Source organism: Terribacillus saccharophilus (assembly GCF_000725365.1).
Taxonomy (GTDB): Bacteria; Bacillota; Bacilli; order Bacillales; family Amphibacillaceae; genus Terribacillus; species Terribacillus saccharophilus.
This window is the reverse complement of sequence record NZ_CP008876.1, coordinates 3,416,635-3,429,124: the sequence shown is the minus strand read 5'-3', so window position 1 is coordinate 3,429,124 and position 12,490 is coordinate 3,416,635. Positions and strand designations below refer to the sequence as shown.

Genomic DNA, 12,490 nt, shown 5'->3' with positions numbered 1-12,490 from the left:
AGTTATCCTCTTTTCCAGCGCGTACCCTGCGATGTATCCTCAAGGATGATATTTTTCTCCTTAAGCAAATCACGAATTCGGTCTGCTTCCTGGAAGTCACGATTCTTACGGGCTTCCACACGCTGCGTGAGCAAGCCTTCAATTTCATAATCCAGCAATTCTGCCTCTGCAGCGAATTTGATACCAAGTACACTGCCAAGCTCTTCGAATACTTTTATAAAAGCTTCGATAACCTGCTCGGATGTTTGCTCCTGCTGCAAGTAAACATTTGCTTCTTTAGCTAAATCGAATAAAACGGAAATAGCGTTGGCAGTGTTGAAATCATCATCCATTTCTTCCTCGAAGCGAGTTCTAAGTTCCTGGATCGTTTCCATTACACCATTCGCATTATTATCTTGATTTGTGCTCGCTGCTTTTCTGTGCTGCAGATTATCATAAGCATTTTTAATTCGTGCCAAGCCAGTCTTTGCGCTTTCCAATAATTCATCTGTGAAATTGATTGGGTTGCGGTAATGAACGCTTAGCATGAAGAATCGCAATACTTGCGGATCATGCTTTTTGATCAAATCATGAGCAAGGATGAAGTTTCCCAGTGACTTGGACATTTTCTCGTTATCAATGTTGATGTGCCCATTATGCATCCAATAGTTCGCAAATGACTTCCCATTAAGGGCCTCTGATTGAGCTATTTCATTTTCATGGTGCGGGAAAGTAAGATCAGTTCCGCCTGCATGAATATCAATTGTGTCACCAAGATGCTTTTTAACCATCGCGGAGCACTCGATGTGCCAGCCCGGGCGCCCTTCGCCCCATGGCGTTTCCCAAGAAATCTCTCCCGGCTTTGCATTTTTCCATAGAGCAAAATCAAGAGGATCGTCCTTCTGCTCACCAACACGGATGCGTGCACCTGAGCGCAATTCATCGATGGACTGATGCGACAACTTACCATAACCATCAAAGGAACGGGTGCGGAAGTAGACGTCACCTTCGGATACATACGCATACCCTTTATCGATCAAGCCTTGCACAAAATCTATAATCTCTTCCATACTCTCTGTTACACGAGGGTGGAGCGCACCTTCTTTGACTCCAAGTGCAGATGTATCTTCTTGATAAGCCTGGATGAATTTCTCTGCAACCGCGTAAACATCTTCGCCCATCTCTTTCGCTGCATTGATGATTTTGTCATCAACATCTGTGAAGTTCATGACATATGTGACATCAAAACCGCGATATTCAAGATAGCGGCGTACTGTATCAAATACGATCGGTGGTCTTGCGTTACCTATATGAATATAGTTATAAACAGTTGGGCCGCAAACGTACATGCTTACCTTTCCTTCTTCAAGCGGAACGAATGGCTCCTTCTTACGGCTCAATGTGTTATAAATTTTTACCGACATGCTGCTTCTCTCCTTTTGCTGCGGCTAATTCCCGCTGTAATTCTTTAATTTCCAGATCCATTTTCCTTAGCTTCTCCGCAACTGGGTCCGGCAAATCCTGATGATTTAGATCTCTTCTAATACGTTCACCGTCTTTGATGACGACACGTCCAGGGATTCCGACTACAGTCGAACACTCCGGAACATCATGCAGGACAACAGAACCTGCACCTATCTTTGAGTTTGCGCCAATCGTAATCGAACCTAACACTTTAGCTCCTGTCGCGATTAGTGCATTGTCTTTGACGGTTGGATGTCGTTTGCCTTTTTCTTTCCCCGTACCCCCTAAAGTCACGCCCTGGAAGATCGTTACATTATCACCGATTTCGCACGTTTCACCTATGACAACACCCATGCCATGATCGATGAAAAATCGTCTGCCGATCGTAGCTCCAGGATGTATTTCGATACCGGTAAAGAAACGGCTCACTTGTGAAACAACACGGGCAAGGAAATAGAATTTATGCTTGTAGAATTGGTGTGCAATTCGATGTGCCCAAATGGCATGCAAGCCGGAATACGTTAGGATAACTTCCAGATAAGAGCGAGCAGCTGGATCCTGGTCGAAGACTACCATAACATCCTCTTTCAGCATCTTAAAAAATCCCATTTTCCCCTTCCTTTCCGCTTCTACCGTTTCACGAAAAAAAGCGCCCCTGTACAATGACAGAGACGCTTTTTGCGCGGTTCCACTCTATTTGGGCGAGCCCATATGGCTTCCCCAGCTTCACTCAGATAACGGTGAGAACCGCTTTTACCTACTGTTATTTCGGCAAAAGACTCCGAGGCGCATTTCAGCAAAAGCTCTCCAAAGCCGCTCGCAGCGTGTGCGGCTCTCTCTGAATGGAAAGGCAGATGCATACTTCTCCTCTTCTACGTTCGAATGTGTAGTACTACTATATTATATTTCAGCAAAAAAGTGAATATTTTACTTTGTCAGCTGTTCGATTGCTGCAGAAAGACGATTTTGGACAACTGTCTCGCCAAGCAAGTGAATGGAGTCAGGCAGCTCTGGACCGTGTGTTACACCTGTTGTAGCAACACGGATCGGCATGAAGAGCTTCTTACCTTTTTGACCAGTCTGTTTTTGAGTAGCTTTAATTGCACCTTTGATCATATCAGGCTGGAATGCTTCCAACGCTGAAAGTTGTTCGGAGAATGCTTTCAAGACTTCTGGTACTTGTTCATCCTGAAGTACTGCCATTGCTTCTTCATCATAAGTGATTTCTTCTTGGAAGAATAACTCCGTCAACTCGACGATCTCCGCACCATAGTTCAACTGGTCTTTGTAAAGAGCGATAAGCTCAGCTGCCCAGTCACGGCGGGAATCTTCCATGTTCTCAGGCAGTTTGCCAGCTTGAATCAAATGCGGCAATGTCAATTTCTCAATACGACCAGCATCTTCTGATTTAATGTATTGGTTGTTCATCCATTTCAGCTTCTGCGGATCGAAAATTGCAGCAGAAGTGGAAAGACGATTCGGATCGAAAATCTTGATGATTTCATCTTTAGAGAAAATCTCTTCTTCTCCGACTGGTGACCAGCCAAGCAAACTGATGAAGTTGAACATCGCTTCCGGCAGGTAACCTAGGTTCTTATATTGCTCGATGAACTGCAGGATATGCTCATCACGTTTGGACAGCTTCTTGCGGTTTTCGTTAAGAATCAATGTCATATGTCCGAATTGCGGCGCTTCCCAACCGAATGCTTCATAAATCATGAGCTGCTTCGGTGTATTAGAGATATGCTCTTCTCCGCGAAGGATATGTGAGATCTCCATTAGATGGTCATCGACTGCCACAGCAAAGTTATACGTTGGGATACCGTTCTTCTTCACGATAACCCAGTCGCCGAAGTCACTGGACTCGAAACTGATCTCATCACGTACAATATCATTAAATTTGTATGTTTTATTTTCCGGCACTCGGAAACGGATACTCGGCTGTCTGCCTTCCGCTTCAAATTTCTCTTGCTGCTCTGGTGTTAGATCACGGTGAACTCCAGAATACTTAGGAACTTGTCCATTTGCCTTTTGTTCTTCGCGCTCTTTCTCTAATTCCTCTTCTGTCACGTAGCATTTGTAAGCAAGGCCACGATCCAGCAATTCATCTACATACTTTTTATAGATATCCAGACGCTCCAATTGACGGTATGGTCCGTATTCGCCGCCGATATCGGCACCTTCGTCCCATTTGATACCAAGCCATTTCAAATAGCTGAACTGGCTTTCCTCGCCGCCTTCAACATTTCTTTTTTGATCCGTATCTTCTGTGCGGACGATGAATTTACCATCATGATGACGGGCATATAAGTAGTTGAATAGTGCAGTTCGTGCGTTTCCAATATGCAAATGTCCAGTCGGACTCGGCGCATAGCGCACACGTACAGGTTTTGACATATGAATAACTCCCTTTCGATTATGTTAGGCTTGCTGCAGGAGGACAACTGCTTGCGCAGCAATTCCTTCCTTACGACCAGTGAAGCCAAGCTGTTCTGTCGTTGTTGCTTTCACATTGATCTGACCCGGTTCTGCATCGAGCATCCCCGCTACGTTTTCACGAATCTGATCGATATATGGTGCCATTTTTGGCGCTTGTGCAATAACTGTGCAATCCAAGTTACCTAGTTTATATCCTTTTTCTTTTACAAGCTGCCATACATGCCGCAGCAATACTTCTGAGTCTGCATCCTTGAAAGCAGGATCAGTATCCGGGAAATGCTTGCCGATGTCACCCAGTGCCAAGGCACCAAGACACGCATCCGCAATCGTATGTAATAGTACATCCGCATCTGAATGGCCTAGCAATCCAAGTTCGTAAGGGATTGTAATCCCGCCGATGATACACGGTCTATCCTCTGCAAATGCATGTACATCAAAACCTTGTCCAATTCGAAACATAATGTGACCTCGCTTTATTTACCATTTAAAAATGCTTCCGCTTTGTATAAATCCTCTGGTGTCGTAAGCTTCATATTATCATAGCTGCCTTCCACGATGAACACATCCTGATCGAGGCGTTCCACTAATGAGGCGTCATCCGTTCCCAGCACCCCATCAACTTTAGCCGATACATGCGCATCATATATAAGCTGGTAATCAAAAGCCTGCGGTGTTTGAGCAGCCCACAGAAGCCCTCGATCCATTGTTTCCAAACGATTACCCCGGCGGAGCTTGATTGTGTCTGTAACAGGCACCGCAAGAATTGCTCCGCGATGCTCCAGACATGCCTCAGCCAAGGCATGAAGTCTCTCGATTGTGACAAATGGCCGTGCACCATCGTGTATGAAAATAATACCGGACTTATCAGGCAGTGCTTCCAGACCCATCAGGACACTCTCTTGCCGCTCGCTTCCGCCTTCTGTTAGGTTGATCGGCTTAGTCCATTTCTGTGCAGCCAATAGCTGCTGCATCAATTCACGATCTGATTTGCTTACCACAAGCGTGATTGATGCACACCATGGATCCTGATCGAAAACATTCAGCGTATGAACAATGAGCGGCTTTTGCCCGATTGTAAGGAATTGTTTGTTATGACCTGCCTGCATCCGTTTTCCTTGCCCAGCAGCTAACACGATAGCTTGATAGTGCATCTATTTTACCGCCTTATTTAAAGTCGAATCCAAACAAAAGCGATAACATCCCATGTTATCACTTTTGTCTACTTCTATCATGTTATACTTTTTTACAATGCTTTTTCAAGTAATTTCGGCTTAGCAAAGATCATTCGGCCGGCAGAAGTCTGCAATACACTCGTGATGAGAACCTCGATTGTCTTACCGATATAATTCTTGCCTTCCTCAACGACGATCATTGTACCATCATCCAAGTAAGCCACACCTTGATTATGTTCTTTCCCGTCCTTGATTACCTGGACAGTCAATTCCTCACCTGGAATGACGACTGGCTTCACGGCATTCGCCAAGTCATTGATATTCAACACTGGCACGTTTTGGAACTCACATACCTTGTTCAAGTTGAAATCATTTGTTACGACAATACCATCGATAACTTTTGCCAATTTAACAAGCTTGGAATCCACTTCCGGAATATCCTCGAAGTCACCTTCGTAGAATTCCACTTTTACACTTGGCATTTCTTTTTGGATGCGATTCAGGACATCGAGACCGCGACGGCCGCGGTTACGCTTCAATGCATCAGATGAATCAGCGATATGCTGGAGTTCATTCAATACAAATTGCGGGATGACAATCGTACCTTCTAAGAAATTCGTTTCGCAAATATCTGCGATACGTCCATCGATGATAACACTCGTATCGAGCAGTTTTGACTTAGGCTGAACAGCCTGGACACTATCTTCTCCAGCTTCTTGCTCATCCGCAGTCTTCTTCTTATCCTTTTTCGCCAAAGTCATCATATTCAAGAACTCATCTCGGCGCTTGAATCCGACCTGGAACCCGATGTAGCCAAGGAAAATTGTAACGAACAGCGGCAGAACCTCTGAAACAAGCACAAAACCAATACCGCGGATTGGAATCGTAATCAAGTAAGCTACGACCAATCCGATAATGAGCCCGATGCTGCCAAAGAATAAATCAGCAGCAGGTGTCTTGACTAGTGAGTCCTCCACCCAATGGATGAAGCCGACAATATAATCGACCACCCAAAACAGTAATAAGAATAATAGAATAGCTCCGCCAATCAATCCGACGATCGGGGAATCCAGCCAACCAATGTTGGTAAGGTTCACTAGATCCATCAATCTAGGAATGTAGAGAAACCCAACCATACCGCCTGCAACGATAATAAATAATTGCACGATTCGCTTTAACATTACTGTCACCTCCTAACAGAAAGTATTACCTGAAATAAAATATATTAGACGTAAAAATAAATAATTGCAGTTTAACCGTAGCATGTTTTAGATGCCTAGTCAATTTAGGAAACATTACATAGTAGCATAGTTTCAGAGAAAATGTCAAAAAATATTACCAATTAAGGAGAGGTTAATCCTCTCCCAAAACAATATGAAGTGCTTCACTAACAGAGTTGACTCCAACTACTTTAATACTTGACGGGACCGTCCAGCCATCCAAATTCTTCTTCGGTACGATTGCTCGCTTGAAGCCGAGCTTAGCCGCTTCTTGGACACGCTGTTCAATCCTGGATACGCGTCTCACTTCACCTGTCAAACCCACTTCCCCGATCAAGACATCATCTGGCTTGGTCGGCTTGTCCTTAAAGCTGGATGCGATACTGGCAGCTACCGCCAAATCGATGGCAGGCTCGTCCAATCGCATACCGCCGGCAATCTTGACGTATGCATCTTGATTCTGCAGCATAAGTCCAACCCGTTTCTCAAGCACCGCCATTAAAAGCGGCACCCGGTTATGATCTGTACCGGTAGCCATACGGCGTGGGTTTCCGAAGCTTGTAGGAGAGATAAGCGCCTGAATCTCGACAAGAACAGGGCGTGTCCCTTCCATCGACGCTACAACTGTAGATCCAGCTGCCCCCTGCGATCTTTCCTCCAGGAAGATTTCAGACGGATTCGTCACTTCCCTTAATCCTTCTTCCTTCATCTCGAAGATACCCATTTCATTCGTACTTCCAAACCGGTTCTTTACACTTCGCAAGATTCGGAATGTATGATGACGTTCCCCTTCGAAATAAAGAACCGCATCCACCATATGTTCAAGCATTCTAGGACCGGCGATGGCGCCTTCTTTCGTTACATGACCAACGAGGAAAATCGGAATGCCATTTGTCTTAGCAACCCGCATCAGCTCACTTGTACATTCCCGTACCTGCGTAACACTTCCTGGTGCGCTGGTGACTTCTTCCCGATACACGGTCTGAATGGAATCGACTACAACAAACGCCGGCTTCACTTCTTCAATATGCCGTGTGATGTCCTGCAGATTTGTCTCTGATAACACATAGAGCTGATCTGCCTTTACACCGAGACGATCTGCTCGGAGTTTCGTCTGACGGGCTGATTCCTCTCCGGAAATATACAGAACCGGCAATTCCTTCTCTGCCAGCTGTGCACTGACTTGCAAAAGCAAGGTAGATTTACCGATACCAGGGTCACCCCCGATAAGCACAAGCGATCCTGCTACGATTCCGCCGCCGAGCACCCTGTTGAACTCCGGGAGATCCGTTGTTACTCTTGGTTCCTTTTCGGAGTGAATAGCTGTAATCGACTGAGGCTTTGCAGCTGTTGTTGTTGTATTTGAATGACGGAAGGCTGCGCTGCTAGCCGGTGTAACAACTTCTTCCGTAAAGGTATTCCAATTATTGCAGCTCGGGCATTTGCCCATCCACTTGGCGGATTCATATCCGCATTCCTGACATACATACTTTGTCTTTCTTTTTGCCAAACCTATCAAATCCTTCTTCATCATTTTATACGATAATTACGGCATAAAAGTTACAGAAATATATCAAACAAAATTATTATTATAGAAAAAATTACACAAATCAAAGCAAAAAGGGAGGCGAAAACACCTCCCTATTCATTATTTGCCGGTAACGACATACTTACCTTCTTTATCTACATCAATATTCACTTGTTGTCCTTTGCTGATGTTCTCGCGCAGGAGTTCCTCTGATAATAGATCTTCGATATTCTTCTGGATTGCACGGCGTAATGGTCGAGCACCATATTCCGCATCGAATCCGTCATTAGCGATCTTCTCAATAACAGCATCAGTCAGCGTGAATTCAATATCTTGCTGAGCAAGACGTTTCTTAAGCTGATCTGCCATCAACGTCACGATATCTTTCATATGTTTCTTCTCAAGCGGATGGAATACGATCGTTTCATCAATACGGTTCAAGAACTCTGGACGGAAGGCTTTTTTCAGCTCTTCTGTCACTTTCGCTTTCATATCCTTGAAGTTCTGATCTTCGCTATCCATTGTGAAACCAAGTGATTTGCTGCGTTTCAGCTCACTAGCACCTACATTGGAAGTCATGATCAGAATCGTGTTGCGGAAATCGACTAAGCGACCTTTTGAATCTGTCAAACGGCCATCTTCCAATACTTGAAGCAGGATGTTGAATACTTCAGGGTGCGCTTTTTCAACCTCATCAAGTAATACAACAGAGTATGGTTTACGACGGACCTTCTCAGTAAGCTGTCCGCCCTCTTCATACCCTACATATCCTGGAGGAGAACCGACAAGACGTGCAGTGGAATGACGTTCCATGTATTCCGACATATCGATACGAATCATCGCATCTTCATCACCGAACATGGAATCAGCCAAAGCCCGCGCCAATTCCGTCTTACCGACACCTGTAGGTCCAAGGAAGATGAATGACCCTATCGGGCGTTTCGGATCCTTAAGACCAGCACGTGCACGACGAATTGCTTTAGAGATAGCAACAACTGCTTCGTCTTGTCCGATGACACGTCCATGCAGTGTCTGTTCCATATTAAGCAAACGTTCTGACTCATCCTTAGTCAGCTTGGCAACAGGTACACCAGTCCAGATGGAAACAACAGAAGCAATATCTTCTACAGTAACTTCACTGCTCTCCTGACCTTGCTTTTCTTTCCACTGATCCTTCGTCTGATCTAGCTGATCACGCAAACGCTGCTCTGTATCGCGCAGCGAAGCCGCTTTTTCGAATTCCTGACTTTGGACAGCTGCGTCTTTCTCTTTGCGTACTTCCTCTAGCTTTTGCTCAAGCTCTTTCAAGTTTGGCGGAGCTGTGTAAGAGCGCAAGCGCACTTTGGAAGCTGCTTCGTCAATCAAGTCGATTGCTTTATCCGGAAGGAAGCGGTCTGTGATATAACGATCAGAGAATTCCGCTGCTGCACGGATAGCTTCATCCGTAATCGTTACACGGTGATGGGCTTCATATCTGTCACGCAGACCAGTAAGGATCTGAACAGATTCTTCCACAGATGGTTCATCAACTTGGATCGGCTGGAAACGACGCTCAAGCGCTGCATCCTTTTCGATATATTTGCGATATTCATCCAGTGTAGTTGCACCGATACACTGCAGTTCACCGCGTGCAAGGGATGGCTTCAGAATATTGGAAGCATCAATTGCTCCTTCTGCACCACCTGCACCGATAAGTGTATGCAGTTCATCAATGAAGAGGATGATATTCCCCGCCTGGCGAATCTCTTCCATGACTTTTTTCAAGCGATCCTCGAATTCCCCGCGATATTTCGTACCAGCTACGACAGTACCCATATCAAGCGTCATGACACGCTTATCCCGAAGAATTTCCGGTATCTCGTTATTGATAATCTGCTGCGCAAGTCCCTCAGCTACTGCTGTCTTACCGACACCCGGCTCCCCGATCAAAACAGGGTTATTTTTAGTTCGGCGGCTAAGTACTTGAATAACACGCTCGATTTCTTTCTCACGTCCGATAACTGGATCGATATTACCTTCTTTGGCAATCGCCGTAAGATCCCTTGCCAAGCTATCCAGTGTAGGTGTATTCGCTCTAGCAGACTGGCTGCCACGCTGTTTCCCAGCAGAAGACTCATTGCTGCCCAATAGCTGCAGCACTTGCTGACGAGCTTTATTTAAGCTTACACCAAGGTTATTCAGCACGCGTGCTGCAACACCTTCGCCCTCGCGAATCAAACCTAGAAGGATATGCTCCGTGCCCACGTAGGAATGACCAAGTTTTCTTGCTTCATCCAATGAAAGCTCAATTACTTTCTTCGCACGTGGTGTGTAATAAGGTGTACCTGTGATTTTCTGGCCGCGCCCGATCAGCTGCTCGACCTCTTCCTGAATACGTTCTGTTTCCAATCCTAGTGTCGTAAGAGCTTTAGCGGCAATACCTTCCCCTTCGCTCACAAGACCCAATAGGATATGTTCTGTACCGATATTGTTATGTCCCAGACGCACTGCTTCTTCTTGTGCCAGCGCAAGGACCTTTTGTGCTCTTTCAGTGAAACGTCCAAACATCATAGGAATTCCTCCTTGGTCAGTCAGTTATTTTCTAAATGCAACCTCTCTCTAATGAGGGAAGCACGTAATACATCTCGTTCTCTGCCAGATAAGCTTCTTTTTGCATAATGCTGCAGGAAGCCTGGCTGTATTAATACCATTAATTCATTAAGTATGGATTGAGGCATATCTTGTATATACCCAATATCAATGCCTAATCTAACATCCGATAAACAGGTTGCTGCTTCTTTTGATTCAATAATGCGGCTGTACCGCAATGTTCCATAAGAACGGAAGATCCGATCCTCCAGCTGGATACTCAGCTCCTCTGTTAAAGTCTCGCGAGCCTGCCTTTCCTGCTCAACCAACTGACTCACTACACTCTCCAGATCCTCGACGATATCCTGTTCTGATTTCCCCAGAGTAATCTGATTGGAAATCTGATAGATATTGCCTTGAGCTTCGCTGCCTTCACCATAGATACCGCGTACGACAAGTCCCAGCTGGTTAATTGCTGGTGTCAGACGATTCATTTGGTGTGTCATGGTCAATGCTGGCAGATGCATCATTACCGAGGCCCGCAGTCCAGTTCCTACATTCGTTGGGCAAGTAGTAAGATAACCTCTTTCCTCATCGAACGCATAAGTTATCTTCTGCTCAAGCCAATCATCCACTTCAAATGCTTCTGAAAGTGCTTTTCGCAGCTGGAAGCCTGGCAGATACAGCTGAATGCGCAGGTGATCCTCTTCATTTACCATGATAGAGACTTGTTCGCTTTCGGATAGCAAAACTCCTGCCTCCTCCGCATGTTCTGCTAAATGAGGACTTATCAAGTGTTTTTCGACGAATACCTTCTTCTCAATCGGGGACAAATCTGCAATACGTAAGAATTGCAACTTCCCTCGATCATTAAAATCAGCATCCTGATAGCTTTCCTGGAAGAAATCAAGTACGTCATCCAAATCTTCTGCCTTAGCAATCAAAGGAAAAGTGCGATTTTCAAAGTTTCTGGCCAGTCGGATTCGGCTGCTCATGACAATATCACAGTCCGGTCCGTTTTCTTTCATCCAAGGGCTGATGGCATCACTCATAAAATTCTCTAGTGACATTAGCTATCACCCTCTTCCTGTTCATCTGACTGCTGCTCCAGCAAACGAATCTTATCTCGGAGCTCTGCTGCTTTTTCGAATTCTTCTTCCTGGATGAATTGCTGCATAGATTCCCGGTACGCTGCGATCTTCCTTTTTTTCTCTATACCGCTGCCCATCCGCTTCGGTATTTTACCTTCGTGCTTTGTGTTGCCACTGTGTACACGGCGGAAGATAGGATTGAGATTGTCTTCGAAAGTTTCATAGCAGGAAGCACAGCCAAATTTCCCTATTCGGGTGAACTCATTATATGTCAGCCCGCACTTCGGGCAAGCAAGTGCTGCTGGTGCTTGGGAGAAGTGTTTATGTCCTTGAACAGTAGATGGGTTCATATGGAATAGACCAGATAATAAGTTATGCAGGGAATACCCTTCTTGGCCGTAAGAGACATATCCATTCTCTTTCGCACAATGCTCGCAAACATGCATTTCCGTCTTCTGTCCGTTTACGACATTTGTTAAATGCAAGGTTGCTGGTCTTATATGACACTCTTGACATTCCATCCTAATACCTCCTTATCTGACTAGTACTTGATAGCAGTCAGCATTGAAACCAAAATACGGGTCCTGACTTCATCACGAAGCGGGAGAGGGAAGGCTAGTGTCTCCCGGCTGGTTGCTCTAATCATGATCTTCGCTTCCCGTTCAGTCAGTATCTTCTCTTCAGCAAGCCGTTCGATGATACTATTAGCAGTCTGCTGTGAAACTCGTGGCTGTATCATATCAATTACGTCGTCTATCAAACTTGCTTCTGTATGATGCTTTACCCGAATGATACGAATATAACCGCCGCCGCCACGCTTACTCTCGACAAGATATCCTTTCTCAACAGTGAATCTCGTCTTTATTACATAGTTGATTTGTGAAGGCACGCACTGAAAACGATTAGCTACTTCACTTCTCTTTATTTCCACTTCCTGCGCATCTGTTGATTGGAGAATCTGCTTTAGGTAAGCTTCAATTATGTCCGATATATTGCTCACACAAGTCGCCTCCCTTCCTTTGACTTTGA

The 12,490-nt window shown here is 45.2% G+C and carries 11 protein-coding genes and 1 other annotated feature; all 11 genes read right to left on the bottom strand.

Annotated features, from left to right (window positions below; genetic code table 11):
- Positions 1–2: 2 nt before the first annotated feature.
- Positions 3–1,403 (bottom strand): cysteine--tRNA ligase, encoded by a 1,401-nt coding sequence (gene cysS, locus GZ22_RS17045; RefSeq protein WP_038565120.1) that lies wholly within the window; start codon positions 1,401–1,403, stop codon positions 3–5.
- Entirely contained in the window at positions 1,384–2,052 is a 669-nt protein-coding gene (cysE, locus tag GZ22_RS17040; protein ID WP_038565116.1) for a serine O-acetyltransferase, read from the bottom strand. Before cysE ends, cysS begins: the two co-directional genes overlap by 20 nt.
- A 55-nt stretch (positions 2,053–2,107) precedes the next feature.
- Positions 2,108–2,327, bottom strand: a binding site (T-box leader).
- 43 nt (positions 2,328–2,370) lie between these two features.
- Entirely contained in the window at positions 2,371–3,840 is a 1,470-nt protein-coding gene (gene gltX / locus GZ22_RS17030; protein ID WP_038565109.1) for a glutamate--tRNA ligase, read from the bottom strand.
- A 24-nt stretch (positions 3,841–3,864) separates the two neighbouring features.
- On the bottom strand, positions 3,865–4,341 hold the full coding sequence (gene ispF / locus GZ22_RS17025; protein ID WP_038565107.1) for a 2-C-methyl-D-erythritol 2,4-cyclodiphosphate synthase: 477 nt from the start codon (positions 4,339–4,341) through the stop codon (positions 3,865–3,867).
- Between the two features lie 14 nt (positions 4,342–4,355).
- Positions 4,356–5,033: a 2-C-methyl-D-erythritol 4-phosphate cytidylyltransferase gene (ispD, locus tag GZ22_RS17020; RefSeq protein ID WP_038565104.1), complete on the bottom strand. Its 678-nt coding sequence runs from the start codon at positions 5,031–5,033 to the stop codon at positions 4,356–4,358.
- Between the two features lie 92 nt (positions 5,034–5,125).
- Entirely contained in the window at positions 5,126–6,235 is a 1,110-nt protein-coding gene (locus tag GZ22_RS17015; RefSeq protein WP_038565101.1) for a PIN/TRAM domain-containing protein, read from the bottom strand.
- A 172-nt stretch (positions 6,236–6,407) separates the two neighbouring features.
- Positions 6,408–7,784, bottom strand: coding sequence for a DNA repair protein RadA (gene radA / locus GZ22_RS17010; protein WP_038565099.1), 1,377 nt, complete (start codon positions 7,782–7,784; stop codon positions 6,408–6,410).
- A gap of 138 nt (positions 7,785–7,922) precedes the next feature.
- Positions 7,923–10,352, bottom strand: coding sequence for an ATP-dependent protease ATP-binding subunit ClpC (gene clpC / locus GZ22_RS17005; protein WP_038565097.1), 2,430 nt, complete (start codon positions 10,350–10,352; stop codon positions 7,923–7,925).
- 20 nt (positions 10,353–10,372) lie between these two features.
- A complete protein-coding gene (mcsB, locus tag GZ22_RS17000; protein WP_038565095.1) occupies positions 10,373–11,440 on the bottom strand; it encodes a protein-arginine kinase McsB in 1,068 nt (355 codons plus the stop codon).
- The gene (gene mcsA, locus GZ22_RS16995; protein ID WP_038565093.1) at positions 11,440–11,982 is read right to left on the bottom strand and encodes a protein-arginine kinase activator protein McsA; all 543 of its coding nucleotides are present in this window, start codon (positions 11,980–11,982) and stop codon (positions 11,440–11,442) included. Before mcsA ends, mcsB begins: the two co-directional genes overlap by 1 nt.
- Before the next feature lie 20 nt (positions 11,983–12,002).
- Positions 12,003–12,461: a CtsR family transcriptional regulator gene (locus tag GZ22_RS16990; RefSeq protein ID WP_038565092.1), complete on the bottom strand. Its 459-nt coding sequence runs from the start codon at positions 12,459–12,461 to the stop codon at positions 12,003–12,005.
- Positions 12,462–12,490: the final 29 nt, after the last annotated feature.